This is a genomic window from Lentzea sp. CC55, assembly GCF_021056325.1.
GTDB classification, from domain to species: Bacteria; Actinomycetota; Actinomycetes; order Mycobacteriales; family Pseudonocardiaceae; genus Lentzea; species Lentzea jiangxiensis.
Genome location: NZ_JAJCXE010000034.1, coordinates 60,611 through 86,327, shown reverse-complemented (window position 1 = coordinate 86,327; position 25,717 = coordinate 60,611). Strand labels below are relative to the sequence as shown.

Genomic DNA, 25,717 nt, shown 5'->3' with positions numbered 1-25,717 from the left:
AGCACCCCCTCCCAGATCTTCACGACCGGGGTCGTGAGCTCCAGCAACTGCTCGGACTGCTCGCGGATGATCTCCTCGCGCGCCCGCGCGTAGAACTCGAAGGTCAGCAGGCCGAAGGCGTCGAGCAGGCTGGAGAACTCCAGCACCTGGCGGAAGAACTCCGGGTCCTCGTCACCCTCGGTCAGGCCGAAGACCTCGCGCTTGAGGGAGAAGACGCTCGACGCGGTCTCCGACGGCGTGAAGCCGGACCGCACCCGGTTGCGCGAGTACTCCTCCAGCAGCGACCGCATCTCGGCGAACTCCGGCCTGCTCGTGTCCCGGCCGTCACTGCCGACCAGGGGCAGCAGCGCCGCGAAGAACTCCTTGAAGTCGGACTCGAGCTCGGCCTTGGTCGACCGTCCCCGCAGCAGGACGGCCACCGCGTCCACCCACTTGTCGATCAAGGACTCGGCGTTCGTCCGCAACAGCTCGATCAAGCGTTGGGCGTGCCCTGCGTCCGAAGTCACTCGGTCCTCCTCAAACGGTCAACCACTCCGCAGACAGTAGCCGTGCTCCCGGGAACCACCACAGGTGGTCACCACGTTTAGGGGGTTCGTCCCGGAGGTAACTCCTGCCTGCTCACCAGTGACAGGAAGGCACGCTCTTGGCCGTCGTCGACGACCCTCCTGATTCCTCCCACGTGCTGGAGTTGGACAGTGAGGTGCCGGACATCGCCGTGGTCCGCCGGTGGGCGCGCACCGCACTGCCGTCGCTGCACGAGGACGACCTGCTCGACGTGCAGCTCGTCGTGACCGAGCTCGTCTCGAACGTGTACGACCACGGCCGGTTCCCCGCGCGCCTGCGGCTGCGCCGCACCGCCGCGGCGGACGGCGTCGAGGTCGTGGTGGAGGACGCCTCCGCCGCTCCCCCGGCGCTGCAACCGTCCTCCCCGGACTCGGTGCGGGGCCGCGGCCTCGTGCTGGTCGACCAGCTCTGCGAGCGCTGGGGCGTGACGCCCCAGGAGACCGGTAAAGCCGTGTGGGCGGTCGTGCCCTGCACCGCGACCCCGTGACGCCGGACGGCCTGGCGGCTCGGGATCGCGCTGCCGGGTGCGGGCGGTAGCCCTCACCGGGTCGCGAACGGGCCGCCCGGTGCGAAGGCGTACCGGGCGAAGCGCTCGCCGATCAGCTCGTGCGCGGCGGTGTCCGGGTGCAGCGCGTCCGGCAACGGGTGCTCTGCCGCGTCCTGCTCGCCGTAGAGCCGGGTGCCGTCGAGGTGGTGCAGGTTCGGGTCCTCCTCCCGGCGCCCGGCGAGCGACTCCAGGGCCTCGCGGACGACCCGCAGGGTGAGCTGGGGCGCCGGGCCGTGCGGACCGGTCGCGGAGAAGCGCACGCCGCCCCGGCCGTCGAGGTCCATCCGGCCGGGGCCGGGCGTGTCCTCGTAGGCGCCGCAGAAGATCGGCGACATCAGCACCAGCGGCGTCTCCGGGTGGCCGTCGCGGATCGTGTCGAGGAACCCGTGCACCGCCGGCACGAACGCCCGCAGTCGCATCACGTCGAAGTTCACCACGTTGATGCCGAGCTTCACGCTGATCAGGTCGGCGGGGCGGTCTCGCATCACGCGCGCGACGAACGGGTCCACCAGCGCGCTGCCGCCGAAGCCGAGGCTGTGCAGCTCGACGCCACCCAGGCGGGACGCGACGACGGGCCAGGTCCGGGTGGGCGTCGTGGCGTTCGACCCGTGGCTGATCGAGCTGCCGTGGTGCAGCCAGATCCGCCTGGCCGAGGTCAGCGGTGTGACCGGTTCGTCGGTGCGCAGGGCCCGCAGGTCCACGGTCTCGTTGTGCGGCAGCCAGAGCTCGACGTGCTTCTCGCCGGTGCCGAGGTCGCTGAACGCGGTGGTGCACGGAACACCCGCGTGGAGCTGCGTCGTCCTGGTGTCCGGGTCGATCTCGATCCGGTCGCCGCCGCCGACCTGGTGGCTCGCGACTCGTTCGCCGTTCACGACCAGGTCGACATAGCCGCGTGGGCGACTGACGCCCGTGTACGAGACATAGGTGGTGTGGAGGTCCAGCTCGATCGTGGTGGCCTTCGTCGCGAACACCAGGCGCACGCCTGCCGGGCGGCTTTCCGCGCCGAGCAGCTGGGGATCCGGGAACCGGGTGCGGACCCAGGCGGGGAGGCGGTGCGGGCGGACGCCCCGGCCGGTCCGCTCCAGCTCGGCGGCGCCTCGCACGATCTCGTCGGTCAGCGGGGTGGTGATCATGGTCGCGTCTCGTCCCGGGTGGTGGGCCAGGCGTTCAGGAGGGAGTCGAGGGCGGTCACCGTTCTGCGCCAGGACTCCTCCGGCGCCGGCTCGCCGTGGTCGAAGCCGCCGGTGCGTTCCAGCGACAGGAAACCGTTGATCGTGCTGCCCAGCAGGCGGATGGCGTGCACGCGCTCGTTCGCGGGCACCGGATAGCCCCTGAGGACGGCGCCGGCCTGTTCGGCCATGTTCCTGGCCGCGTCCGAGCGGACCACCGGCCGGCCGGCCCGGCGCTGGAGGGACTGCCAGCGGCCCGGGAACGCCCGCGCGTAGCCGCGGTGGGTGTCGGCGAAGGCCTGGAGGGCCCGTCTGCCGGATCTTCCGGCTATCGCCTCGCTGATCTCGGCGGACAGTTCGGCCAGGGCTTGTGCGGTGATGCCGTCCCTGAGGGCTTCCAGGTCCTCGACGTGGGTGTAGAGGCTGGGGGCCTGCACACCCAGGCGTCGCGCCACCGCCGAGAGGGTCACGGCCTGGAGGCCCTGCTCGTCGGCCAGGGTGGCTGCTTCGGCGATCACAGCCGATGAGGTCAGGGCCTGACGCATGCTACCCAGCCTACGCCCTTTAGGTTTCGGCCTACTGGCCGTAGGTCAGTTCTGGCACAACCGTTCCGCCTCGGCTTCGCTCACGGCGAGGTACGGGACGTCCGGGTTGCGGGACAACAGGTCCGTCGGGACCCACCGGCCGCGCTCGACGTGCCGTTCGTCGACGCCGTCCTCGCGCCGCACCACCGCCTCGGCGCGCCGGAAGTCCAGCGCGGCCGCGAAGTCGACGAAGACCGCGAAGTACCCGCGAGCATCGCCGCGGTGCCGCTCGGCCCTCTCGCTGCTCGCCCTGTGGTACCTCGCCAGGGTCATGGCCTCTGCGTCGTACTCGGTGATGACCCGGTCCGGTTCGCCCTGCCGGCACGACAGCAACGCCGACGGCTCCCACCGGAGGTCGCGCGCGGACTCCTCGGTGCTCCCGGTCAGGCGGAGCAGCGCCACCCGGCCCTGCGGCCCGCGGACCTCGAAGTAGCGGGGCCGCAGGTCGTCGAGCGCGTGCGTGACGCGGTCGAGGCCGGACCCGTCCAGCGGCAGGGTGATGAGCCTCGACGGCTTCGGGGTGCGCGGCCACACTCCTCCACGCAGGTACATCTCCCAGTGGCCGTGCGGGTCCACGCGGATCACCGAGGTCGCGGTGACGGGGTCGACGACGTCCTCCAGTCGCGAGAAGACGGCGAAGTGGTGGTGGCCGCGGACCGCTTCGGCGGTGCGGCGGGCCTGCCGCACGTGCAGGCGCAGGCCGATCCGCTCGGCCTCCCGGGGGCTCAGGGGCGCGGAGATCCGCTGCCGGTCCTCGCGCGCGGGCACCACCTCGGTGGCCGCGTCCGGGTCGAGGACGTCGGTCAGGCTGTCGAACACCGCGAAGCCACCGGTCAGGGCGGCCTGGTCGCGCAGGCGGCGCCGCCGGGCGAGCGCGGCCATCATCTCGACGGCCTTCTCCATGCCGACCTCGACGGCGTTCATCCGCGGCTCCCGCGTCGCCTGGTCGAGCAGCCGGGACGGCTGGGGCTCCGCCTCGCCCGTGTAGGCCAGTTCGTCGTCCGGGCTGGCGCGCACCTGGACGACGACGGCGACCGGGTTCCCGTCCACGAACACGACGTGGTGGCTGCAGCCGCGGTCCCACCTGTCGTCGATCAGCTCCTTGAGCCGCAGGGCCTCGGACTCGCTGATCGCGACGTACTCGTCATCCGGGTCGTGGCCGGAGTCGATGCGGTAGAGCTTGTCGGACCGCTCCCACGTCCCGTGGCCGGCGTACTCCTCCTCGACGCTGCCCTCGGGGCGGCGGATCAGCCGGTCGGCGTTGTCGAGGTCCAGCACGCCGAGGGCGTGCTTGAAGCTCGCGTAGTACTTGTAGTCCGCCAGCTCCGACTCGTGCCTGCACGCACGGAGCACGCGGATCATCTCGACGAGGAAGCCGTTGGCGTAGCCGACGTTCGCCTCACGTGCCGTCCACGACGGCTCGGACTCCACGCGGCTCAACAGGTCCGACGGTTCCCACCGCAGCTCGTGGCCGAAGGCTTCCTCCACCGTGCCGGTCAGTCGCACGACGGCGTGCGGAAGCCGTTGGCCCTCAACGAGAATGATGACGTAGCGGACGTTCGGGTCCTCTTCCGCGGCGTAGTGGTCCCGCGGGCCCCAGCTGTCGACGTCCACACCCACTGCGATCCCCCCAGAGCTTTCGGGGCAGTCTAGGGCATCCCTAGCGCCGCGCCAGCGTGCGAACGGCCACAGTGGCCCATGCGAGCACCAGCACTCCGTACAGCACAACGGCGACACCGGTGAACATCGCCGACGGCACGCGCGTCGCCAGCGCGCTCGTCCCGGTCACGAGAGTGCCCAGCGGGAAGACGAAGCTCCACCACGTCAACGCGAACGGCAGGCCGCGCCGCGCCGTCCGGACGGTCACGGCCGCCGCGAGTGCCGTCCACAGCAACGCGAAGCCCCAAGTAATCGTGCCGTACAGGACGCCGAACGCGGTCTGGCCGGGGAGCACGGGCACGCCGGCGAGCAGGTTCGCGGCGGTGATCGACTGGCCGAGCGGGCCGAGCACGATCCACAGCGTCGGCACGGTGGAGGCGGCTCCCGGGCCGTGCCGGACGAGCCGCTGCCAGATCTGCGGCACGATCACGACCGTCGCGAACAGGCTGACGCCGAACAGGGCGTAGCAGCCGAGGACCAGGGCCTGCCGCGGCGGTCCTTCCGGCAGGTGCCCGGCGAGCAGGGCGCCGGACGCCGCGGACACCATCGGCGGCACGACGGGCATCAGCCAGCCGCCGAACGCGCGCTCGCCGCTGCCGATCATCCGCAGCGGCACCAGCACCGACGTCGCGAGACCGAGCAGGGTGCCGACCGTCCACAGTGCCCAGTCGACGGCCAGGGCCGCGGGCAGCCCGATCCAGTCCCGGCCGAGCAGCAGAGCGCCCGTGCCGACGGTCATCAGCGCCATCGGCGGCGCGCCCCAGAACTGCGCCATCACGGGGTCGGCGAGCTGCGCCCGGACCGCGGACCACGTCCAGCGCCTCGCGGCGGCGGCCACGAGGAAAACCAGCAGCGCGGCGGCGAGCGCCCAGACGCACGTGGCGGCGGTGCGCAGGCCGGGCATCACGGCACCGGCCGTGGCGACGATCCCGGTCCCCATCACGGAGGCGAAGAGGTTCGGGCCGAAGGGCGCCGCTCGTCGCACCTCGGGGGCACGGTGTGGATGAGGTGCGAGAGCGGTCACGACATGACGATCCTCCCGCCGCGCCGGCTCCGGTAGGCGGCGATCACCGATGTGCACATAGGCTGCCCCTATGCCTCTGCCGTCCAGGGTCGCCGACCTGACCAGCTTCGACCTGCTGCTGAGCGTGGCGGAGCTGGGCAGCATCGGCCGGGCGGCCCGCGCCCACGGCATGTCGCAGCCCAGCGCCAGCGAACGGCTCAGGACGCTCGAGTCCCGCGTCGGCGTGCCGTTGCTCGAACGCACCCCGCGCGGTGCCCGGCTCACCACGGAGGGCCAGCTCGTCGCCGGGTGGGCGGCGCAGGTGCTCGAGCGGGCGGCCGACCTCGACGCCGGCATCACCAGCCTGCGCGCGGACCGGCAGAGCCACCTCCGCGTCGCCGCGAGCCTCACCGTCGCCGAGTACCTGCTGCCCGCGTGGCTCATCGCGCTGCGGGCCGTCAGCCCGGACACGGCGACCGTGCTGTCCGCGGGCAACTCGGCGCACGTGGCCGAGCAGGTGCTGGCCGACCGCGCGAACCTCGGTTTCATCGAGAGCACCGACGTGCCGGCGGGCCTCGCCACCCGTGTCGTCGCCCACGACGAACTGGTGCTCGTCGTCGCTCCCGGCCATCCCTGGTCCCGGCGCCGCCGCGTCACGGCCGCGAAGGTCGCCGCGACCCCGCTGGTCGTCAGGGAGCCCGGTTCCGGCACGCGCCAGGCGTGGGAGCACGCCTTGAAAGCCGCGGGCGTGGGCGAGTCCGCCGGTCCGCTGCTGGAGATGTCGTCGACCACCGCCATCAAGGCGGCCGCGATCGGCGGCATCGGCCCGGCCGTGCTGAGCCTGCACACCGTCGCCACCGACGTCGCCGCCCGCACGCTCGTCCGCGTCGAGGTGGCCGGCGTGGACCTGCACCGCGCGCTGCGGGCGGTGTGGCCGGCGGGCAGGACACCCCGGGGCCCCGCCTCCGACCTCCTGGCCATCGCGACGCGTAGTCTCACCGATCGTGCCGACCGGCGGTAGCAAACAGGATCGCGCCGCGCGCAAGCGCAAGAAGCGCATGGCGCGCGTCGTCAACGACCTCACCGACGCGCAGTGGGACGCCCTCAAGACGTCGTGGGGCGGCTGCGCCTATTGCGGCGCCCCCGCCACCTCGCTGCAGAAGGACTGCGTGCAGGCGCTCTCGCGCGGAGGCCGTTACACGCTGGCGAACGTCGTGCCCGCGTGCGGATCCTGCAACGCCAGCAAGTGCAACGCCGAGGTGACGGGCTGGCTGCGGCGCAAGAAGCTCGACGAGCGCGCGTTCCTGGTGCGCCACTACGAGATCTCGGCCGAGGTCACGAGCCGCTTCCCGCCGGTCGACCCCGCGCCCTGACGGGCCTCGGACCGCCTGTCCACAGTGGAGCCTCGTTCAGGCCGTGTTGCGCACGGCGCTGTACCCCCGGAACAGCGCGTCCCACGCCTTCTTGCAGCGGGCGTCGAGCTGGCTGTCCGCGCTCGTGCCACCGGCGGCGAACCACGGCTCGCAGGGCGCGATGGCGGCGAGCTGGGTGCGGACCTCGGCGAGGGCGGCCTGGCCCGCGGGCGGGAGCTTGGAGGACTGCTTCTCGACCTCGGCGACCACGCCTGTCACGTCGGGCATGACGTGGGTGCAGTTGTCGGCGGGGTCGACCGGTTCGCCGCGCAGGCGGGCGGCGCAGTCCGTGAGCAGGACACCGATCGCGTCGAGCCGGGGCTGCAGGTCCGGCAGCGGTGAGCCGGCCGACGACGCGGGGGCCGGGGTGATCGTGGGCAGGGACGAGGTCCCGGTACCGCACCCGGCCAGCAGCAAAGCCAGCGCAATGGCGGAGTGGCGCATGCCTGGAGCGTAGCGAGGCGGAGGGGCCGCCAGAGCCGGGGTGCTCGGGAGGCCGGGATCGTTCACCCGATCAGGTCAGGGCAGGACGTAGGACCGGACACCGTTCGCGAAGCCGAGCTCGGCCGCGTCGCGGACGTCCTCGCTCACGACGGCGGACTTGCCCTCGCAGCCCGGCTCTGACCAGATCTTCACCGCACCGGACGGCGACAGCGACCGGAAGGCGCCGCGCAGGTCCGCGCACCGCGCCTCGGGCTCGACGCCGGTGGCGGAGTTGTCGCCGCTGAAGTCGTCGAAGTTCTTGCCGGTGAAGAAGGTCACGGAGGCGGCGGGCCCGGTGCCCGGCGTCGCCGGCGCCTCGGCGGGGGCGACGGCGCGCCCGCCCTCGGGGTCGACCACGAACCACTTGTTCCCGACGTTCTGGCCGAGGACGTCGCCGGCCTTCCTGTCTCCGGAGAACAGGTGGACCGGGCGGCCACCGATCGTCACCTGCGTCCGGCCGTCCTGGCGCCGGACGAACCCGATGTTCTCGCGCTTGATGCCGGGGAAGAAGAGCTTGGTGCCCTTGGTGACCGTGATGGGAGGCCACGTCTTGGCGCGGTCACCGTTGCAGTGGGACACACCACCCCTCGCCGGGTCGTCGCCGAACCAGTAGACCGACAGGCCCTTCCCGTTCACCACAGCGGGTTCGAGGCCACCGGCGTTGCCGGCGCGCGGCTCCACCCACTTCTGCTCCACCTCCGCGGGCGCGGCTCCGGTGCGCGGTCGCCCGTGGTCTTGCCGGCGTTGCCGGAGTTCGCGGTTTCGCGCAGGAAGTCCACTCCGGACTCGTCGGACGACGCTCGCGGCGTTTCCCCGACCTGCGCCTGTTCTGTTGCGGGAGCGGCGTTCCCGGGGCTGCGTGGCACCCTACCCGCACGCCGTCAACGTGACGACACCGATCGCGAAAGGGCAGCAGCGATCCCCACTTGCTTGCGACGCATTGTCTTTCTCATTCCCGAGTGGACTTCCGGCAACCTGTTCAGCCCTGTCACGTGCGCGGCGCGGAAACGGCTCGGCCCAGTTCGCCGTGAGACCGCGGTCACAGGTCGACCGGGGAGCAGCGGGTACCTTGGAAGACGTGAACATCAGCCTGAGCAGCGACTTCGCGACAGCGGTGCCGGAGATGGCGGTCTCGTGGGAGGCCGTCCCGGTCGCCGAACCGGAACTGCTCCTCCTCAACGAGCCCCTCGCGGAGGAGCTGGGCCTCGCCCCCGCCTGGTTGCGGGGGGACGGCCTGCCGTTCCTCGCCGGTGGCCGCGGGGTCGCCCAGGCCTACGCGGGTCACCAGTTCGGGGGCTACTCCCCCCGGCTCGGCGACGGCCGCGCCCTGCTGCTGGGCGAGCTGACCGGCGCCGACGGCCGGCTGCGCGACCTGCACCTCAAGGGCTCCGGCCGCACCCCGTTCGCCCGTGGCGGCGACGGGCTCGCGGCGGTCGGCCCGATGCTGCGCGAGTACGTCGTCAGCGAGGCCATGCACGCGCTGGGCATCCCCACGACCCGTTCGCTCGCCGTGGTGTCGACCGGAGCGGTCGTGCAGCGCGAGGAACCTCTGGCGGGCGCCGTCCTGGCCCGGGTCGCCTCCTCGCACCTGCGCGTCGGCAGCTTCCAGTACGCCCGCAACACCGGCGACGTGGACCTGCTGCGCCGTCTCGCGGACCTCGCGATCGCCCGCCACCACCCGGGCAGCACCCCCCTGGAGCTGTTCGACCACGTCGTGGCCGCGCAGGCGTCCCTGGTGGCCCGGTGGATGCATGTCGGCTTCATCCACGGCGTGATGAACACGGACAACATGACGATCTCCGGTGAGACGATCGACTACGGCCCGTGCGCGTTCATGGAGGCCTACGACCCGTCAACGACATACAGCTCGATCGACCACCGCGGCCGTTACGCGTTCGGCAACCAGCCGATCGTCGCCGAGTGGAACCTCGCCCGCCTGGCCGAGGCGCTGCTGCCGTTGTTCGCCGACGACCAGGACAAGGCCGTCGAACTGGCGATGGAGGTGCTCGGCACGTTCAGCACGCGGTTCGAGGAGGCCTGGATCGGCGGTGTGCGGAGGAAGCTCGGCGTGTCCGGCGACGTGAAACCGCTGCTCAAGGACCTTCTTGTGCTGATGCACGAGAACCACGTCGACTACACCTCGTTCTTCCACCTGCTGGGCAAGGCCGCGCGGGGCGACGCCGAACCGGCCAGGTCGCTGTTCCTCGACCTCGCGGGCGTCGACGCCTGGATCGCGCGCTGGCGCGAGCTGGGCCCGGACGCGGAGGAGATGGACCGGGTCAACCCCGTCTACATCCCGCGCAACCACCTCGTGGAGGAAGCGCTGGCCGCGGGTGCCGCCGGCGACCTGGCCCCGCTGCACAACCTGCTCGAAGCGGTGACCTCGCCGTACGGGGAGCGCCCCGGTCTGCAACACTTCGCCACACCGGCGCCGCAGGACTTCAGCGCCACCTACCGGACCTTCTGCGGGACCTGATGAAGCTGCAACCGATCGGCCACGTCGAGTCGCCCCTCACCGACCGCTCCGCCGCGCCCGGGCAGGCCGACGAGGGCGCGCCGGAGGCCTGGCTCGTGTTCGCACCCGAGTACGAGCGGGCGATGCGGGAGCTCGCGCCCGGCCAGGACGTCCTGGTGCTGACGTGGCTCGACCGCGCCGACAGGTCGGTGCTGGCCGTGCACCCGCGCGAGGACCCCGACCGGCAGGAGACCGGGGTGTTCTCGACCCGCTCACCGGACCGGCCGAACCCGATCGGGCTGCACCACGTGCGGATCGTCGCCGTCGACGGCGTGCGCGTGCGGGTGGCGCACCTGGAGGCGGTCGACGGCACGCCGGTCGTGGACGTGAAGCCGGTGCTGGGCGCGGAGCGCTGACCTACTGCGGGTCGCGCGGGCACCCGTCCACGTCCGGCCGCACCACCAGGTCTTCCGGGAACGGCAGCTCCCCGCACACCAGCCGGGGCGTCGACGTGGTGTCCGTGTTGCCCCGCAACACCAGCACGGCCTTGTCCGACGGCAACCGGGTGCTCGTCCCGAACCCGATCGTCCCGCTCGCGCCCTGGATCGCGTTGCCGGGGCGGATGCCGCCGATCCCCGCGAGCAGCCCTTCCCGCACGCGAGCGCCCGGATCGGTCCGCCGCACCTGCCGCACGCCCTCCACCAGGACCTGCACCGCGTCGTGGGCGGCGGCCGAACGCCCGTCACCGAGGGCCTGGCAGGTCCGGCGGAACACGTCGAGGTAGTTCTTGTAGAACGGCACCTTCGCGCAGTCGGTCCAGGCGGCCGGGCTCGCGAACGACAGGTAGTCCAGCCGCACGTTCGGGAACTGCGCCATGGTGCCCTCGAGGATGAACCGGGTGGACGAGTCGCTCGCGATCACCGGGGGCGTGCGGCCCTGGCACCTGCTGTTCATACCGCGCAGGAACTCCGCCAGGTACTGGGCGCGGCCCGCGTAGAAGACGGCGTAGCCGGGGCGCTCGCCGGCGGGGCACGCGCCCTGGCCGAGGCTCGCGGGGGCGAGGCCCTCGTCGTCGGCGGCCACGCGGTACGACCTGTACTGGCTGATGGCGATCCCGCGTTCGGCGAACGCGGTCCGGGCGTCCTCGGCCAGGTTCCGGCTGTAGCGGTCGGTCGGGTCACCGGAGTAGAAGATCGCCACGTCGGTCGTCGCCAGGCGGCTCCGGGCGTAGTAGGCGGCGACTCTCGCCTGGCGCAGGTTGTTGGGCCCGACCTGGTAGTAGTACTCGTTGACGCTCGTCATGTCGTCGGCGGACGTCAGGGTGCCGATGATCGGCAAAGCGTTGCCGCCCAGGCGCTTCACGACGGACCTGGCGGTGTCGGTGCTGATCGACAGGCCGGTCACGGCGACCACGGCGCGGTCGCGCGCGGCCAGTTCGATGATCTTGTCCGCCGCGATGTCGCCGGACGCCAGGCCCCGGCCACCGGGGCCCTCGCCGCCGTTGGCGAGCAGCACCCTGATCGGCACGTCGCTGGTCTTCTGCGCCACCCACACGCCGCGCAGCTCCTCGACCAGCGCGTGGAAGCTGTTGGCGGTGCTGGGGGTGAGGACGCTGAGGAAGACGATGGTGACCGCGTCCGGCCGCTGCTGCGCCTTGCGGTTCTCGGCGGTGATCCGGCCGTAGACGTCTTCCAGGGCGGGGCGGATGTCGTCCGGCACCCAGGCGGGGACGAAGTGCCGCAACGGATCCGCCGACACCCCGATGCACTCCTGGCCGACCCGCTGCAACGGCGAGCGCGGCGACGGCGACCACCACTCGTCGCACCGGGCGTGGTTGAGGAACGGCACGGCCACGAGCGAGGCGGCGAGCAGCAGGAGCACGAGCGGCGCGGCCAGCGCCCGGCGCAGGCTCATCGGCCGCAACTCCGACAGGGCGCCGACGACGCCTCTCGCGGGTTCGGAGGCGTCGGTGTCGAGTTCCAGCACCCAGTTCTGCGACCGCGACAACTGCCGCAGCCAGTCCTGGTAACCCGCCAGGGCGTCCGCCACGTGCGTCGGCGGCACCTCTGCCGACTCCGCCGCGGAGATCACCAGCAGCGGGTCCGGCCGGCTCAGCGGCGAAGCACGCCACGACTGTCCGCTCCGGACGCCACCGCGAGCGCGGCCGAGGGCGTCGACCAGCCACGGCCCGTTCTCGACCAGCAGCCACGGGTTGCCCGTGCGCCGGCGGCCGGTGCCCCGCACCGTCCAGCGCCGGTGCGACCGCCGCAGGTCCTCGAGCAGCGCGCGCACGAGCAGGTCGCCGACCTCGTCCGCGTGCCGTTGGGCCAGCCGTTCCTTCACCACGGCCCGCGCCAGCCGGTAGAGGCCGTGCCGCGACCGGCCGCCGAGCTCCTGCTCCCCCACCCACGTCGCCGGCCGCCACACCAGGGCCGTCACCGCGAGGCCGATCCGCGGCACCAGCCCGATGACCAGCCGGATCCACCACGGGAAGTCCTGCGCGAGATCCTGCGCGCCGTCCGCGGTGACCCGCACGCGCCGCCGCAGGTGCTGCCGGAACTCGCGCGCGATCTCCCGTTCCTCCTCCTCCGCCTCCACGTCGGCGGGCAGCGAGAGGTCGAGCAACCACGCGACGAGCGCGTAGTGCGGAAACCGCAGCCGGGAGGCGCCGCGCACCTCACCGGCGAGCTGCGCCACCACGTCGTCGAGGAGCCGGCGTTCGGGCTCCACCGAGCCGTCGACCAGCGCGAACGGGACACGCCGCCCCCGTGCGGTCGCGGGACGGCCGGCGAGCGCCTCCAGCGGGCTCGGGGCACCGGGAGGCCGCCGCAGGTGCAGGATCGGCAACGGCACGTCGCGGGACGGCCACCGCGGGCGGGAGGTGAGCCGGTCCAGCAACCGCACCAGCTCGACGGCGCCGCTGAACCGCAGCCCGCGACTGCGCTCGGAACCGGGGAACCACCCCTGAGACGTCACCCTGGACAGCGCCACTCCCCGCCCCCGTTCTACCGGTCCCAAACGAGGGACTCGACGGGTTGTCGATCAGCACGAGCGGCTCGTTAACGCGTTTCGAACAATTCGAAGCGGGTGCGAAAGGGTTTGGCGGGCGGGTATCCGGTGGACATGAGCCAGCCAGTACCCCCTGCGGAGCCCGTGCCGACGACGCCGGGCCCGGACCAGCCACGACCGACCGGACCCGACCAGCCCCAGCCGCCGGGTCCCGATCCCGACCCGTTGCGGCCGCCGGGACCCGACCCGGATCCCCTCCCGCCGGAGCCGAGGCCCCTCTGAGAAGCCGAATGCGGTGCGTGGCGGAGGAATCCGCGACGCACCGCACATCGGTGGTTTGGACGCCGGAACGCCGGGGTACACGCGGTCGTCAAGCCGGACCGACCTGGGGAGCGGACGTGCTCAGTGCTCAGGAACAGCAGCGGCTGCTCGACATCGAGCGGTGGTTCCGCGCCTCCGATCCCGACCTCGCCCGCGCGCTCGCCCACGGCCCCCGCGCCCAGCGCCGGCGCCAGTTCACCGCCGCGCTGCTGTCCGTCGTGTCGGGCGCCCTGGTCGTCGCGCTGACGCTGCTCCTGCTCTAGGACGCCACCGCGATCGCCGCCTCCGCCACCGCTTTCGGCGGTGCGCCGGCCCGGTTCCAGCGCATCCGCGACCACGGCAGGTCCATGTCCGCGAGCCTGCTGATCTGACGCGGTTCCAGCTCGTCGGGCGACGGGGCCTGCGCGTGCCGGGAGTAGGCCGCGTCGACGTAGCGGTGGCCGGTGTCCGGCGCCAGCACCAGCACGTGCCGGTCCGGGTCGAGGCGCTGCTCCCACCGCGCCGCGAGGTACGCCGCTCCCGCCGACAGGCCGGCGAAGATCGCGTGCTCGCGCAGGAGCGCCACGCTGCCGCTCAGCGCCGCGTCGAACCCGAACCAGTGCACGGTGTCGTAGAGCGTGTGGTCGACGTTGCCGAACGGGATCGAGCTGCCGATCCCGGCGATGATGATCTCCGGGTCGTGCACGTGCTCGCTGCCGAACGTGACGCTGTCGAACGGCTGCACGCCCACCAGCTCCACCTCCGGTGAGGTCTCGCGCAGGAAGCTCGTCAGCGCCCCGGTCGACGCCCCGGTGCCGACACCGCCGACGACGGACAGCCGTGAGCAGTCGGCGTGCTCGCGGACCAGGTCCGCGATCGGCCGGTAGCCGCGGTAGTGGACGTCGTCGTGGTACTGCCGCATCCAGTGGTGCCGCGGGTGGTCGCGCAGGATCTCGCGCACCCGTGCCACCCGCCTGCTCTGGTCGAGCTTGAGGCTCGCGGACGGCGGCATCGGCTCCACCGTCGCGCCGAGGATCTCCAGCTGGGTGCGCAGCGTCGCGTCGACCGTCGTCGAGGCGACGATGTGGCAGTGCAGGCCGTAGCGGTGGCAGGCCAGCGCCAGGGCGTGCGCGTAGATGCCGCTGGAGCTGTCGACCAGCGTGTCCCCGTGCGCGATGGTGCCGCGTTCGAGGAGGAACCGGACGGCTTCGAGCGCGGAAGCGACCTTCATGGTCTCGAAGCGCAGGCAGAGGGTGCGGGAGTCGAGGCGCACCAGGGCGGGGCGGCTGAGGGCGTCTGCGATGTGGTGGTCCACGTCTTTTCTCACGTCCGGACTCGGTAGCGGTACAGAGCGGTCTCGTCGGCGCTGAACTGGGAGAACGGGAACGGCTCCGCGGACACGGCGGTGACCCCCTGCCCGAGGAAGTGGCGGGCGACGGCGCTCGCGGTCTGCGCGTAGACGACGAGCGGGACGTCGCGTTCGCGGCAGGTGCGCAGGATCTCGTCGAACGTGCCGTTGCCGATCGTCATGCCGGTGGCGACGACGGCGTCCGCGACACCGAGGACGTCCCGCATGTCCGGGGTCACCGGGTCGCCCCACTGCGTCGTGCGCAGCGAGAGGTCGCAGGGTAGGCACTCGGCCCCGCGGTCGCGGATCGCCGCCACGAGCGGGTTCACCACGCCGATCAACGCGACCTTGGCGCCCGCCGGCACGTCCAGCAGCCCGGCCACGGCGGCGTCACGGGCCCGTGCCCGCTCCTCCGGCGTTCCCACCGGCAGCACGACCCGCTCCGCGCCGGAGATCCGATGTGGACGGACGCTGCCGAGGTAGGCGTCGAGCGCCGCCACCCGGACCGGGGCGGGCGCCTCGGTCAGCAGCTCGGCCACCGGGGCGCCCGAGTAGTTCGCGCAGACCGCGGGATCGGCGTCGCCCTCGGCGAACGCGCACGCGCCGAACGCGGTTCCGATGCGCACGAGCACGTACTGGTTGCGATAGGTCGTGTCGCCGCCCGCCAGCCTGGTGCCGTGGTGGACCCAGAACACGCTCGTCGCCGGGATCTCCCGGGGATCGGGACCGTGCTCGCCCTCCAGCACCTCTGTCATCAGTTCATCCACAGTGGACATAGCTCCCCCTCGTCTCGTCGTTCCGGATCGCGGCGCGAATCCCGGGGTTCATCGGCGGACCGGCTCGCGGTAGCCCACGGCCAGGTGGCCCAGGCCGTCGCGGCCGATCTCGGCTTCCACGTCGAACACCTCGCGCAGCAGCGGGGCCGTCAGCACCTCGGCCGCCGGGCCGTCCGCGACGACGGCGCCGCCGTGCATCAGGACCAGCCGGTCGCAGTACCGGGCGGCCAGCGCGAGGTCGTGCAGCGCCACCACGACGGTCTGCGGCGTGCTGCCGGCCAGTTCCATGAGCTCGAGCTGGTGGCGGACGTCCAGGTGGTTGGTCGGCTCGTCGAGCAGCAGCCCGGACGTGCGTTGCGCCAGCGCCCGCGCGAGGTGCGTGCGCTGCCGCTCACCGCCGGAGAGCTGCTTCCACGGGCGGTCCGCCAGCCCGGTCAGGTCGAGCCGCGCCAGCGCGGCGGCGACGATCTCGTGGTCGGAGGCGTCCGGGCCGCGCCAGCGCGACCGGTGGCACGTGCGGCCGAGCATGACCACCTCGGCCACCCGCAGGTCGCTCTCGGTGTCCGCCGTCTGCTCGACGAACGCCAGCTTGCGCGCGCGGTCGCGGGCGGACCACGCCCCGATCTCCGCGCCGTCGTAGAGCACGGCTCCGGCGGCCGGGGTGCGCAGCCCGGCGACGCACCGCAGCAGCGACGACTTGCCGGAGCCGTTCGGCCCGATCAGCCCGACGGTCTCCCCCGGCTCCACCACCAGGCTCACGTCGCGCACGATCGTCTTGCCCGGCACGCCCCAGCTGAGGTCGCGGACCTCGATCCTCACAGCTCACCCCGCTTGCGCAGCACCAGCAGGAACAGCGGCACGCCGATCAGCGCGGTGAACACGCCCACCGGCACCTCCAGCGGCGAGAACACGACGCGGGTCAGCGCGTCCGTCCAGACCAGGAACACCGCGCCGACCACCGCCGACATCGGCAGCAGCTCGCGGTGCAACGGACCCACGAGGAACCGGACGCCGTGCGGGATGATCAGCCCGACGAACCCGACCGCGCCCACGGCGGCCACCGCCACCGCGGTCAGCACGGAGGTGGTCACCAGCAGCACGGCCCTGGTGGCGCGGACGTCGACGCCGAGCGAGGACGCCGTGTCGGTGCCGAACGCGAACCCGTCCAGCGCGGCCGAGCACAGCCACACCACGAGCAGCCCCGCGCCGAGGACCACCGCGCACACCGCCACGGACGTCCAGCGCGCCGAGGCGAGCGAGCCCAGCAGCCAGTTGGTGACCGCGCGGATGCTGTCGGCGTCACCGGACGAGAGCAGGATCAGCGACGTGAGCGCCGCGAACAGCTGCCCCACGACCACGCCGGTCAGCACGATCCGCGAGGAGTCGAGACCGGTGCGGCGCAACAACACCATCAGCAGCCCGAACGACACCAGCGCGCCGATGAGCGCACCGCCGGTGATGCCGAGCTGCGACCCGGCGAACCCGAGCACCACCACGACCACCGCGCCCGTCGAGGCGCCGGAGGACACCCCGAGCAGGTAGGGGTCGGCGAGCGAGTTGCGCGTGACGCTCTGCAGCACCGCGCCGCAGACCGCCAGAGCCGCACCGACGAGCGCCGCGAGCAGCACCCGCGGCAGCCTCAGGTCCCAGATCAACGAGTCCAGCAGGCGCGGCAGCGGCACCACGGCGAGCCCGAGGCGGCTGCCCGCGGCGCGACCGATCTCCGCCCAGCTCGCCCCCACGCCGATGCGCACGGCGAGCACCAGCGACACGACGAGGACGACCAGGCTCAGAACGACGACGAAGGTGTTCTTCCCGCGGCGGAGGGGTTTCGTGGCCGGGGCGACGACCGGGTTCTGATCGAGGACGGCGGCGTCAGCCACGGCCGGCGATCTTGTCGAGTCCCGCGCCGAACGCCTTGAGCGCGTCGACCGTGCGGACCGACGGGTCCATCTCGATGCCGGGCAGTTCGATGACCTTGTTCTCCCGCACGGCCTTGAGCTGCGACACGGCCGGGTGTTCGCGCATCATCGCGAGCTTCTCGCTCGCCTTGTCACCGGGGTTGCCGCGCTCGGACAGGTCGCCGATCACGACGACGTCGGGGTCGCGGCGCGCGATCTCCTCCCAGGACGCCTCCGGCCACTCCTGGTTGAGGTCGTCGAAGACGTTGACCGCACCGGCGATCTTGCTCATCTGGCTGGCCATGCCGTCCTTGCCCGCCACGTACGGGACGCCCTTGAACACCGAGTAGACCCAGACGACCTTCACCGGTTCCCGCTTGACGGCCTGCACCTCGGCGACGGCGGCGCGCTGCTCGGCGGCGAGCTGGTTCGCCCTGTCCTGGATGCCGAAGATCTTGCCGAAGTTCTCGTAGTCGCGGAACAGCCGCTCGAACGGCGCGGTCGCGCCGTCGGAGCAGTTCACCGCGCTCACGAACGTCGGCACGCCCAGGGACTCCAGCTCGTCGCGCGTGCCGGCGCGGTCGGCGGTGAAGAGCTCCTTGAACGACGCCACCACGACGTCGGGGTTGGCCGCCCGCAACGGTTCCGAGGTGAGGACCTTGGGCGAGAGGACGGGAATCTTGGCGTAGGCCTCGGCGAACCGGGGCGCCACCTTGGTCTTCAGGTTCGCCGTGCCGGCGATCCTGTCCTGCAGCCCCAGTGCCAGCAGGGTTTCCGTCGAGTTCTGGTCCAGCGTCACCACCCGCTGCGGAGTGCCGGCGAACGACAGCTGCTTGCCGCAGCTCTCGACCACCACCGACTGCGCCGCCGGCGCCTCGGCACCTCCCGGGGTGGCGCAGCCCGCGGCGAGCGCCGCGACCAGCAGCACCGGGCCGAACCGGCTCGGGTGTGACATCAGATCCTCCAGAGATTCACTCGAACGGCTTGCGCTACTGTAACGACAATCATTTTCATTGCAACCCTGCCGAGAGGTCGAACGCGTGGTCCACGACACAGTGCGCAGCCCGTCGGTGCTGCGCAGCCCCACTTTTCTCCGGCTCTGGACCGCGACCACGGCGTCCGGCATCGCGACCTGGGCGCTGCCGTTCGTGCTGGGGCTCGCGGTGCTCTCCCGCTCCATCACGGCCGTGGAGCTGGGCGTCCTGCTGGCCGCGCGCACGGTGGGCTTCCTCGCCGCCGTGCCGGTCAGCGGCGTGCTCGCCGACCGCTACGCGCGCCGCCAGGTCGTGCTGTGGTCGGGTCTGACGTCCGCCGTCGCCGCCCCCGTGCTCGCCGCGTTCGTGGGCAACTCGCTCGTGGTGGCGGCTCTTGCCGCGGCGGCGATGGGCGCGGGACAGGGCGCTTGCCGCCCGGCGTTCCAGGCGCTGACCGCCGAGGTCGTCGAGGGTGACCAGCGCCAGCAGGCCAACGCCGCGATGACGTTGTCGGTGCGCGTGACCACGTTGGTGGCACCGGGCCTGACGGCGTTGCTCGCGCTCTTCCTCAACACCCAGGTGCTGCTGCTCGGCATCGGCGCGCTGTGGCTCGTGGCCGCACTGGTCCCGCCCGCCGGCGCCGGACTCACCGCACCGGGCGGCGGCGGTGGTTTCGTGGCCGACTTCTGGGAGGGCGTGCGGGAGGCGAGGCGCCACCCGTGGTTCCTGGCGGGCCTGGGCGCGCTCACCGCCGTGATCGCGACCGGCTACTCGGCGACCGGCGTGGTGCTGCCGCTGGTCAGCCGCGACCGCTACGACACCGAGGCCGTGCTCGCCGGGGCGATGACCGCCTACACCCTCGGCGCACTGGCCGGGGCGCTGCTGATCGCCCGCTGGCGGCCGCGCCACGCCGGGTGGACCGCGCTGTTCGGCCTTGCGCTGTACGGGTTCGCGCCGCTGAGCCTGCTGCTGCCGGTGCACCCGTTCGTCGTGGTCGCCGCCTACGTCGTCGCCGGCATCGGCATCGAGCTGTTCAACGTGCCGTGGTTCACCGCGACCCAGCGCGAGGTGGAGCCCTCGAAGCTCGCCCGTGTGTCCTCTTTGGACTTCCTGATGTCGTACGGTCTCGCGCCGGTCGGTCTCGCGCTCATCGCCCCGGCCATCTCCGAGTTCGGCGCCCCGGCGGTGCTCGCGGGCTGCGCGGTGATCTGCTTCGCCGCACCCGCCCTGGCGGCGCTCGTGCCGTCGTCCCGCGACTTCGGGCCGCGCCGGTGATCGTCCCCCGCGTCCCGGTTCTGGACCCCGCCGCCCGCACGACGTTGGCGGAGAACGGCGCGGTGGTCCTGACGGGGCTGCCGAACTCCCCCGGCTCACTGCCGGTGGCCGCCGCGCTGCTGTTCGGCACGGCGTTGCGCGAGCTCTTCCCCCACCGCACGCGCCGGTCCGTGGACGGCGGGGTGGTGGGCCTGCACGCCGACAGCTTCGACGTGGTGGTGGACGTCGGCGGGAAACCGGTGCGGCGCAGGCATCCCGACGAGGACCACGTCCTGGTGCTGCTCGCTTCGCAGGCCCCGTACGGAGGTCAGTCGTTCGTGCTCGACGCGCACGAGTTCACGGACTCGCTGGACGCGGAGCTCAGGGAGTTCCTGCGGGGCAAGGACGTCGACCTCTACGGACGCTGGGCGCAGACGCGCGGCCTACCCGCGACACCACGGGTAGGCCGCCACATCGAGTTCACCCGCACGGGCAGGCGCATCACCCGGCGCACGGACGGGGTCACGGCCCTGCACCGCGACCCCGAGGCCGACCACGTCGAGGAGATGCTCGCCCGCTTCGACACCGAGGTCGAGCGGGTCCAGCGGGAGCTGCCGAGGATCAGGCTCGACGAGGGCGACGTGCTGGCCCTCGACAACTACCGCTGCTGGCACGGCAGGGAGGCGCACACCGGCGCCCGGACCGTGCACATCCAGACGGTGCGGACGGACGACGCCTAGGAGACCGATCGCGACCCGCGAGAAGCGGGGCGCGGTGGGCGGCCCGGGAGTGGCGGCGCCTCCGTCGCACCTTCAGCCGGGTGGGCGGCCAGCGGATCGGGAGCAGCGCCACCCCGGTCGCACCACTGGCTTCAGCCGGGCTCCGGACCGACGCCGCCTCCGTCACGCCCCGCGAGAGCTGCGGCGAGCGGGCTCCGGAACGGGCGCCGCCTCCGACCGGGGCGGCTCGGCCGGCTGTCACCGGCCCTGCGGCCCGGCCATCGCCGGCTCCCTGCACCCGGCGCCGGCCGAGGCGTCTCCTAGGAGGACGCCGCCTTCTGCAGCTCGCGGCGCAGCTGCTCCTTGGTCATGCTCGACGCGCCGTCCAGGCCCATGTTCTTGGCCTGCAGGAGCAGTTCCTCGCGCGTGGCCTGGCCGGGCAGCTCACCGAGGTGGTCGGCACGGCTGCGCGCGAACGCCTCGCCGAGCTCGTGGCGGCGTTCCGCGCTCAGGCGCTGGCGCATGCCCGGGAGCACCGTCTTCTCCTCTTCCTCCACGTGGTGGGTGATGGAGTCGACGACCTCCTGCAACGCCTTCTCGTACTGCGGCGAGTCGTAGTCGGTGTCGAGGAGCTTGGCGAGCAGCTGCTCCGCCTCGGCGTGCTCCTCCTGGCTGTGCTCGACCTCGTCCTCGCCGCCGGCGTCCTTGGCGACCGGGTAGACCTCGGCCTCCTCGGCCCGGCTGTGGGCGACCAGCAGACCGCAGAGGACCGGGGTCAGCAGGGGTCGCTTCTCCGGGTGGTTCTTCAGCTCGCCGAACAGGCGCTCCACCTCGCGGTGGTCCTGCATGATCAGGTCGACGACGTCGTACTGCATGGTGGTGGTTCTCCTTCAGTTCGGGTTGTTCCTCGGATAGCGCGTGGTGATGGGCGCGATGCCGCGCCGTCCGATGCGTCCGAGCGCGATGCCGAAGCCGCTGATGACGGCCGCGCAGGCAACGGCACCGATCGCGACGGACCAGGTCAGGCCCGCGTCGAGCAGCCCCGCGCCGGCACCGGCGATGACGCCGGCGAGCAGTCCGTTCACGAGGTTCACCAGGCCGGACACGCCCAGTGCGGTGCCGATGAGCCGCGGCCGCCTGGCGTTGCGCCAGCCGGTCTGACCGGCGTCGAGCTGCACGCCGGTCGTGTCGTCGTGCATCTGCCGCACGAAGACTTCTCTGGTGGAGGGTTCGAGATCGCCGTAGACGTGCCGGATCCGGTTGATGCCCAAACCCGCCTGCACGTCCTCGATGGTGAGCTCCACCGTCCTGAACAGGGTCGCGAGCCCGATCAGGAACAGTCCGGTGGAGATGACCAGCATCATGACCAGCAGCACCTCCGGCGGCACGAGCTGGGCGACGAACCCCATCGCGATCATCGACGCGGAGATCGTGGTGAGCAGGTGTCCCGCCCGGCTGGCGGCGTCGGTGATCGTCGCGGTGCGCACCATCTGCAACGTGTAGTGCTCGGTGGTGAGGATCGTCAGGATCGAGGACTTGTCCACATCAGACATCAGCGACCCAGCGCGCTCGCCAGCTCCTTCTTCGTCATGGTGGAGCGGCCCCTGATGTTCTTCTTCTTGGCCTCGTCGTAGAGCTGCTCCTTGGTGAGGCCCTTCGGCCGGTTCGTGCCCGACCGCTGACCACCACGCTTTTGCGGGGACATGTCCCTGGTGGACGACTTGCTGGCGGTCTTGGACTCCCCGGCTTGAGCGCGGTTCTTGTTCACCGTGCGCGCGGCGATCTCCTTCGCGCGCTTGGGCGACGCGCCGCGGTCCTCAGCGGAGTCCTTGATGTGCTGGTACTGGCGTTCACGTTTCGCGTTCGATCCCGCGGGCATCACGACCTCCTTGCTCGGTGCTGGCCCGCGAATACCCCCGGCCGGGGTGGTTCACACACGGGGCGCCGGGTAACCCCGGACATGGCGATCTCCTCACGACTCGACACCGCGCGCGTGCTGGCGACGGTGCTGCTGCCGACCCTCGCCAAGGGCGTCATCGTCCGCAGGCCGGGTGTCATGGCGGCGGCCGGGAAGGTCCAGTCCGACCAGCGCGCCGTCGAGACCATGCGCAAGCTCCGCGACCGCTACGGACCGGAACCGGTCCGGTTGCGGGTCACCGGCCGCAGCATCGCGGTCCTCGTCGACCCGACGGACGTCCACCGGTTGCTCGACGAGTCACCCGAGCCGTTCGCGTTGGCCACGAAGGAGAAGAAGGCCGCGCTCCGGCACTTCCAGCCGCACGGCGTGCTCATCTCGGAAGGCGCGGAGAGGGAACGGCTGCGCGAGGTCAACGAACGGGCGCTGCGGCCGGAGAACGTCCCGGTCGAGGCGATCGTGCGCGACGAGGCCGACCTGCTCACCCGCCACGTGATGAGCACGGGCGAACTCACCTGGGACGCCTTCTCCCAGACGTGGTGGCGGATCGTGCGCAGGATCGTCCTCGGTGACGGTGCCCGCGGCGACGACCAGCTCACCGACGACCTGTTCGCACTCCGCCAGAACGCCAACTGGGCCTTCCTGCACCCCAAGCGGCGCGGCCTTCGCGAACGCTTCCAGCGCAGGCTCGACGACCACCTCGCCCGCGCCGAGAAGGGCAGTCTGGCGGCCCAGCCGGGCGACCTGTCCGGTCAGGCCCCCCACTGGCTGTTCGCGTTCGACGCCGCCGGGATCGTCACGATGCGAGCGCTGGCCATCGGAGCACGCGGAACGCACGGCATCCTCGAGTCGGCGCGGCTGTGGCCGACGACGCCCGTCATCCTGCGGGAGAGCACGATCGCCACCCGCTGGCACGGCACGTGGCTGCCGGAGGACACCCTGTTCGTGGCGTTCACGCCGTTCTTCCACCGCGACCCGGACCGGCTGCCGTACGCCGACCGGTACGCGCCGGAGATCTGGGACCGGCCTCTCGACCCGGCGATCGTGCCGTTCAGCGGTGGTCCCGGCGTGTGCCCCGGCCGCGACCTGGTGCTGGCCACCGGCAGCGCGATGCTCGACACGCTCGGCGAGCACCTGTCGTTCCCGGCGCTGCCCGCCCCGCTGCCCGCCACGCTGAACCACTTCGCGATCCGCTTGCGGACCACGCCGACGGGTACTCGCGTCGCATGAACACACCTCTGCACGCCGTGGTGACCGGAGCCGACTCCGGCATCGGCAAGGCCATCGCCGTCGCGCTGGCGCGGGGCGGCATCGACGTCGGCATCACCTACCACCGCGACGCCGACGGAGCCGCGGGAACAGCGGACGAGGTGCGCGAGGCCGGTGCCCGGTGCGCCGTGCGGCAGCTGGACCTCACGGACCTGCCCGCGGCGGCGTCCGTCGTCGACGAGCTCGCCGGCGAACTGGGTGGCCTCGACGTCCTGGTGAACTGCGCCGGCACCGGCAGCAGCGAGAAGGTCGTGGACATGTCGTTCGACAAGTGGCGCGAGGTGCTCTCCGTCGACCTCGACGGCGCGTTCCTGTGCTGCCAGCGCGCCGCCAAGCACATGATCGACGCCGGGCGCGGCGGCCGGATCATCAACATCACCTCGGTCCACGAGCACCTGCCGCGGGTGGGTGCCGCGCCGTACTGCGCCGCGAAGGCGGGGCTCGGCGCGCTGACCGAGGTGCTCGCGCTGGAGCTGTCCGAGCACGGCATCACGGTCAACTCCGTGGCGCCGGGCGAGATCTCGACCCCCATGACCGGGCAGGAGGACGTGGACCCGCACACCGAGTCCCGTCCTGGTGTGCCGCTCGGCAGGCCGGGCAGCGCGCACGAGGTCGCCGCGGTCGTCGCGTTCCTCGCCACCCCGGCCGCGAGCTACGTGACCGGGGCGTCGCTCGTCGTGGACGGCGGTATGTCCCTGATGGGCCCGCAGGCGAGCCAGCTGATGACCGACGGGAAGTGGCGGCAGCCCTGACGCGTGCCGTGCTGACCGACCTCGAAGAGGTCGGTCAGCCGCTATCGCTCGGGGCGAGCCGGTCCGAGACCGACGATGGTCACGTGCGGCCGGGGAGGACCGGCCGCACGACGGCCGTCCACCTGGACGCCTTGGCCGAACGCCCCGTCCCGGCCTGGGCCAGCGCCACGAGCGCACCGATCGCCAAGCCGCCCAGGACGTCCGTCGGCCAGTGCACCCGGGTCCTGAGGCGGCTGTAGGCGACCAGCAGCACCAGCGGGGTCACGAACACGGCGGCCCCGGGGTCCTCCAGCGCGGTGGCGGTGCCGAACGCGGCCGCCGTCACCGCGTGCTTGGAGGGGAACGACGACGAGTCGGGGTGCTCCGGCAACGCCTGCCGTGCGGGCAGGTCCGCGGCGGGCGGTCTGCGGCGGTGCACCACGAAGCTCACCAGATGTCCCAGCGGCATCGCCACCGCGGCCGCGGTGAGCGCGCGTTGCGCGGTCCTGCGCCGGCCGGCCAGCGCGAGCAGGCCGGCCACCGGCAACCACAGCGCGCCACCGCGTGCCGTGACGCTGGCGGCGATGATGACGGGGTGCGGACGCCTGAAGGGCAGCGCCTCGCTGTCGTGCAACGAGTCCGCGTCCAGTTCCCCCAGCTCGTCCGCGCCGCTCATGACGCGTTACGTACCCGGAATGGCATTTCGCCAACCTACGGCCAGGACGGCTCTTCCGCGTGGGCGATGACCAGCTCGCGGATCTCGCAGCCCTCCGGCTGGCTCAGCGCGAACACGATCGCCGCCGCCACCCGGTCCGGCGGGTTCAGCTTGTCGAGGTCCTGCGGCCGGTACTGCTCGGTGCGGTCGTCGAAGAAGTTCGTGCGCATCCCGCCGGGCACCACCAGCGTGACGCCGACCTTCCCCGCGGTTTCGGCGGCCAGCGCGCGGGTGAAGCCGACGACGCCGAACTTCGAGGCGCAGTAGGCCGTCGCGTCGCTGACGGCGCGCAGCCCGAGCGTCGAGGCGACCGTGACCACGCGGCCGTTCTCCAGGTGCGGCAACGCCGCCCTGATCACCGCCGCCGTGCCGAACAGGTTGACCCGCACCACCTGTTCCCACTCGTCGGGCGGCACCTCGGCCAGCGTGCCGCAGCGGTCGATGCCCGCCGCGGTCACCACACCGGTGAAGCGGCCGTGCCGTTCGGCGAGCGTCCGGACCGCCTCCTCGGCGGCACGCCCGTCCGCGAGGTCGACCAGTTCGAACTCCCCGGTGCCCGGCGCGGACTTGTCCAGCACCAGCGGTGTCCCCCCGGCTTCGCGCACCGCCTGCGCCACCGCCGCTCCGAGTCCGGCGGCACCTCCGGTCACCAGCACGTTGCCCAGCATCAAGCCCTCCTCGACAGGATCGCGGTCGTCGAACGGCCCCGGTGGTACGGCACGACGACCGTCCGCCCACCCCAGCGCCGCACGACAGCGGTCTCCGGCAGCTGGTCGGCGGTGTAGTCGCCGCCCTTCACCCACACGTCGGGGCGCAACCGGCCCAGCACGTTCTCCGGGGTGTCCTCCCCGAACACGACCACGTCGTCCACGGACTCCAACGCGCGCAACACCTCCACGCGCTCGGACTCCCGGTTGACCGGCCGTCCCT

28 protein-coding genes and 1 pseudogene are annotated in these 25,717 nt (G+C 72.4%); 10 read left to right on the top strand and 19 right to left on the bottom strand.

What is annotated here, in order from left to right; genetic code table 11:
- Positions 1 to 506, bottom strand: a 506-nt coding sequence (locus tag L6E10_RS26070) for an RsbRD N-terminal domain-containing protein (RefSeq protein ID WP_236222309.1), incomplete at its 3' end; no start/stop codon positions are given.
- Positions 507 to 643: 137 nt separating this feature from the next.
- On the opposite strand from L6E10_RS26070, the gene L6E10_RS26065 reads away from it, so the two are divergent.
- Positions 644 to 1,051 (top strand): ATP-binding protein, encoded by a 408-nt coding sequence (locus tag L6E10_RS26065; RefSeq protein WP_236222307.1) that lies wholly within the window; start codon positions 644 to 646, stop codon positions 1,049 to 1,051.
- Between the two features lie 53 nt (positions 1,052 to 1,104).
- On the opposite strand, the gene L6E10_RS26060 is transcribed toward L6E10_RS26065, so the two are convergent.
- From L6E10_RS26060 to L6E10_RS26045, 4 genes are read right to left on the bottom strand one after another with little or no spacing between them, the layout of a single operon-like run.
- Entirely contained in the window at positions 1,105 to 2,244 is a 1,140-nt protein-coding gene (locus L6E10_RS26060) for a GDSL-type esterase/lipase family protein (protein ID WP_236222305.1), read from the bottom strand.
- Positions 2,241 to 2,825 carry a TetR/AcrR family transcriptional regulator gene (locus L6E10_RS26055; RefSeq protein ID WP_236222303.1) on the bottom strand — a complete coding sequence of 195 codons (585 nt, stop codon included), beginning with the start codon at positions 2,823 to 2,825 and terminating at the stop codon, positions 2,241 to 2,243. The genes L6E10_RS26060 and L6E10_RS26055 overlap by 4 nt, the downstream gene beginning before the upstream one ends.
- Positions 2,826 to 2,870: 45 nt before the next feature.
- On the bottom strand, positions 2,871 to 4,478 hold the full coding sequence (locus tag L6E10_RS26050) for a hypothetical protein (protein ID WP_236222301.1): 1,608 nt from the start codon (positions 4,476 to 4,478) through the stop codon (positions 2,871 to 2,873).
- Between the two features lie 46 nt (positions 4,479 to 4,524).
- Complete coding sequence (locus L6E10_RS26045; protein WP_236222299.1) at positions 4,525 to 5,547, bottom strand: TDT family transporter; 1,023 nt, start codon at positions 5,545 to 5,547, stop codon at positions 4,525 to 4,527.
- Positions 5,548 to 5,617: 70 nt separating this feature from the next.
- On the opposite strand from L6E10_RS26045, the gene L6E10_RS26040 reads away from it, so the two are divergent.
- Both L6E10_RS26040 and L6E10_RS26035 read left to right on the top strand, forming a co-directional pair.
- Complete coding sequence (locus L6E10_RS26040) at positions 5,618 to 6,547, top strand: LysR family transcriptional regulator (RefSeq protein WP_236222297.1); 930 nt, start codon at positions 5,618 to 5,620, stop codon at positions 6,545 to 6,547.
- Positions 6,531 to 6,899 carry an HNH endonuclease gene (locus tag L6E10_RS26035; RefSeq protein WP_236222295.1) on the top strand — a complete coding sequence of 123 codons (369 nt, stop codon included), beginning with the start codon at positions 6,531 to 6,533 and terminating at the stop codon, positions 6,897 to 6,899. Before L6E10_RS26040 ends, L6E10_RS26035 begins: the two co-directional genes overlap by 17 nt.
- 36 nt (positions 6,900 to 6,935) lie before the next feature.
- On the opposite strand, the gene L6E10_RS26030 is transcribed toward L6E10_RS26035, so the two are convergent.
- Both L6E10_RS26030 and L6E10_RS26025 read right to left on the bottom strand, forming a co-directional pair.
- On the bottom strand, positions 6,936 to 7,382 hold the full coding sequence (locus tag L6E10_RS26030; RefSeq protein WP_236222293.1) for a hypothetical protein: 447 nt from the start codon (positions 7,380 to 7,382) through the stop codon (positions 6,936 to 6,938).
- Between the two features lie 75 nt (positions 7,383 to 7,457).
- Positions 7,458 to 8,117 (bottom strand): hypothetical protein, encoded by a 660-nt coding sequence (locus L6E10_RS26025; protein ID WP_236222291.1) that lies wholly within the window; start codon positions 8,115 to 8,117, stop codon positions 7,458 to 7,460.
- A 382-nt stretch (positions 8,118 to 8,499) separates the two neighbouring features.
- Between L6E10_RS26025 and L6E10_RS26020 the strand changes: the two genes are divergently transcribed.
- Together L6E10_RS26020 and tsaA are read left to right on the top strand one after the other, a co-directional pair.
- A complete protein-coding gene (locus L6E10_RS26020; protein ID WP_236222289.1) occupies positions 8,500 to 9,897 on the top strand; it encodes a YdiU family protein in 1,398 nt (465 codons plus the stop codon).
- Positions 9,897 to 10,292 (top strand): tRNA (N6-threonylcarbamoyladenosine(37)-N6)-methyltransferase TrmO, encoded by a 396-nt coding sequence (gene tsaA / locus L6E10_RS26015; RefSeq protein ID WP_236222287.1) that lies wholly within the window; start codon positions 9,897 to 9,899, stop codon positions 10,290 to 10,292. Before L6E10_RS26020 ends, tsaA begins: the two co-directional genes overlap by 1 nt.
- Before the next feature lies 1 nt (position 10,293).
- Here tsaA and L6E10_RS40945 read toward each other — a convergent pair whose 3' ends face one another.
- A complete protein-coding gene (locus tag L6E10_RS40945; protein WP_236222285.1) occupies positions 10,294 to 12,852 on the bottom strand; it encodes an ABC transporter substrate-binding protein in 2,559 nt (852 codons plus the stop codon).
- 431 nt (positions 12,853 to 13,283) lie between these two features.
- Between L6E10_RS40945 and L6E10_RS40940 the strand changes: the two genes are divergently transcribed.
- Positions 13,284 to 13,469 (top strand): DUF3040 domain-containing protein, encoded by a 186-nt coding sequence (locus tag L6E10_RS40940; RefSeq protein ID WP_236222283.1) that lies wholly within the window; start codon positions 13,284 to 13,286, stop codon positions 13,467 to 13,469.
- Here L6E10_RS40940 and L6E10_RS26000 read toward each other — a convergent pair.
- The 5 genes from L6E10_RS26000 to L6E10_RS25980 form a co-directional block, all read right to left on the bottom strand.
- On the bottom strand, positions 13,466 to 14,500 hold the full coding sequence (locus L6E10_RS26000; protein ID WP_308102882.1) for a pyridoxal-phosphate dependent enzyme: 1,035 nt from the start codon (positions 14,498 to 14,500) through the stop codon (positions 13,466 to 13,468). The two genes, L6E10_RS40940 and L6E10_RS26000, sit on opposite strands and share 4 nt — an antisense overlap.
- A gap of 8 nt (positions 14,501 to 14,508) precedes the next feature.
- The gene (locus L6E10_RS25995) at positions 14,509 to 15,288 is read right to left on the bottom strand and encodes a Rossmann-like domain-containing protein (RefSeq protein ID WP_236222279.1); all 780 of its coding nucleotides are present in this window, start codon (positions 15,286 to 15,288) and stop codon (positions 14,509 to 14,511) included.
- A 69-nt stretch (positions 15,289 to 15,357) separates the two neighbouring features.
- Positions 15,358 to 16,128 carry an ABC transporter ATP-binding protein gene (locus L6E10_RS25990; RefSeq protein ID WP_236222277.1) on the bottom strand — a complete coding sequence of 257 codons (771 nt, stop codon included), beginning with the start codon at positions 16,126 to 16,128 and terminating at the stop codon, positions 15,358 to 15,360.
- Positions 16,125 to 17,192, bottom strand: coding sequence for an iron ABC transporter permease (locus L6E10_RS25985; RefSeq protein WP_236222275.1), 1,068 nt, complete (start codon positions 17,190 to 17,192; stop codon positions 16,125 to 16,127). The genes L6E10_RS25990 and L6E10_RS25985 overlap by 4 nt, the downstream gene beginning before the upstream one ends.
- Positions 17,185 to 18,165, bottom strand: a complete 981-nt coding sequence (locus L6E10_RS25980; protein WP_236222274.1) for a helical backbone metal receptor — start codon at positions 18,163 to 18,165, stop codon at positions 17,185 to 17,187. The genes L6E10_RS25985 and L6E10_RS25980 overlap by 8 nt, the downstream gene beginning before the upstream one ends.
- 115 nt (positions 18,166 to 18,280) lie before the next feature.
- Here L6E10_RS25980 and L6E10_RS25975 point away from each other — a divergent pair, with 115 nt between their 5' ends.
- Positions 18,281 to 19,459, top strand: coding sequence for an MFS transporter (locus L6E10_RS25975; protein WP_236222427.1), 1,179 nt, complete (start codon positions 18,281 to 18,283; stop codon positions 19,457 to 19,459).
- Entirely contained in the window at positions 19,456 to 20,178 is a 723-nt protein-coding gene (locus L6E10_RS25970) for a TauD/TfdA family dioxygenase (protein WP_236222272.1), read from the top strand. The genes L6E10_RS25975 and L6E10_RS25970 overlap by 4 nt, the downstream gene beginning before the upstream one ends.
- Positions 20,179 to 20,477: 299 nt before the next feature.
- On the opposite strand, the gene L6E10_RS25965 is transcribed toward L6E10_RS25970, so the two are convergent.
- From L6E10_RS25965 to L6E10_RS25955, 3 genes are read right to left on the bottom strand one after another with little or no spacing between them, the layout of a single operon-like run.
- Positions 20,478 to 21,032 carry a hemerythrin domain-containing protein gene (locus tag L6E10_RS25965; protein ID WP_236222270.1) on the bottom strand — a complete coding sequence of 185 codons (555 nt, stop codon included), beginning with the start codon at positions 21,030 to 21,032 and terminating at the stop codon, positions 20,478 to 20,480.
- A 15-nt stretch (positions 21,033 to 21,047) separates the two neighbouring features.
- The gene (locus L6E10_RS25960; RefSeq protein ID WP_236222268.1) at positions 21,048 to 21,710 is read right to left on the bottom strand and encodes a hypothetical protein; all 663 of its coding nucleotides are present in this window, start codon (positions 21,708 to 21,710) and stop codon (positions 21,048 to 21,050) included.
- Positions 21,710 to 22,036, bottom strand: a complete 327-nt coding sequence (locus L6E10_RS25955; RefSeq protein ID WP_236222267.1) for a plasmid stabilization protein — start codon at positions 22,034 to 22,036, stop codon at positions 21,710 to 21,712. The genes L6E10_RS25960 and L6E10_RS25955 overlap by 1 nt, the downstream gene beginning before the upstream one ends.
- An 81-nt stretch (positions 22,037 to 22,117) precedes the next feature.
- Between L6E10_RS25955 and L6E10_RS25950 the strand changes: the two genes are divergently transcribed.
- Together L6E10_RS25950 and L6E10_RS25945 are read left to right on the top strand one after the other, a co-directional pair.
- Positions 22,118 to 23,302, top strand: coding sequence for a cytochrome P450 (locus L6E10_RS25950; protein WP_236222265.1), 1,185 nt, complete (start codon positions 22,118 to 22,120; stop codon positions 23,300 to 23,302).
- A complete protein-coding gene (locus L6E10_RS25945; protein ID WP_236222263.1) occupies positions 23,299 to 24,093 on the top strand; it encodes an SDR family oxidoreductase in 795 nt (264 codons plus the stop codon). Before L6E10_RS25950 ends, L6E10_RS25945 begins: the two co-directional genes overlap by 4 nt.
- 79 nt (positions 24,094 to 24,172) lie before the next feature.
- On the opposite strand, the gene L6E10_RS25940 is transcribed toward L6E10_RS25945, so the two are convergent.
- From L6E10_RS25940 to L6E10_RS25930, 3 genes and pseudogenes are all read right to left on the bottom strand, one after another.
- Positions 24,173 to 24,748, bottom strand: coding sequence for a phosphatase PAP2 family protein (locus L6E10_RS25940; RefSeq protein ID WP_236222261.1), 576 nt, complete (start codon positions 24,746 to 24,748; stop codon positions 24,173 to 24,175).
- A 35-nt stretch (positions 24,749 to 24,783) separates the two neighbouring features.
- Positions 24,784 to 25,455, bottom strand: coding sequence for an SDR family oxidoreductase (locus tag L6E10_RS25935; RefSeq protein WP_236222259.1), 672 nt, complete (start codon positions 25,453 to 25,455; stop codon positions 24,784 to 24,786).
- Positions 25,455 to 25,717 (bottom strand): annotated as a pseudogene (locus L6E10_RS25930) (D-beta-D-heptose 1-phosphate adenosyltransferase); the annotation flags it as partial. The pseudogene L6E10_RS25930 and the gene L6E10_RS25935, both read right to left, overlap by 1 nt.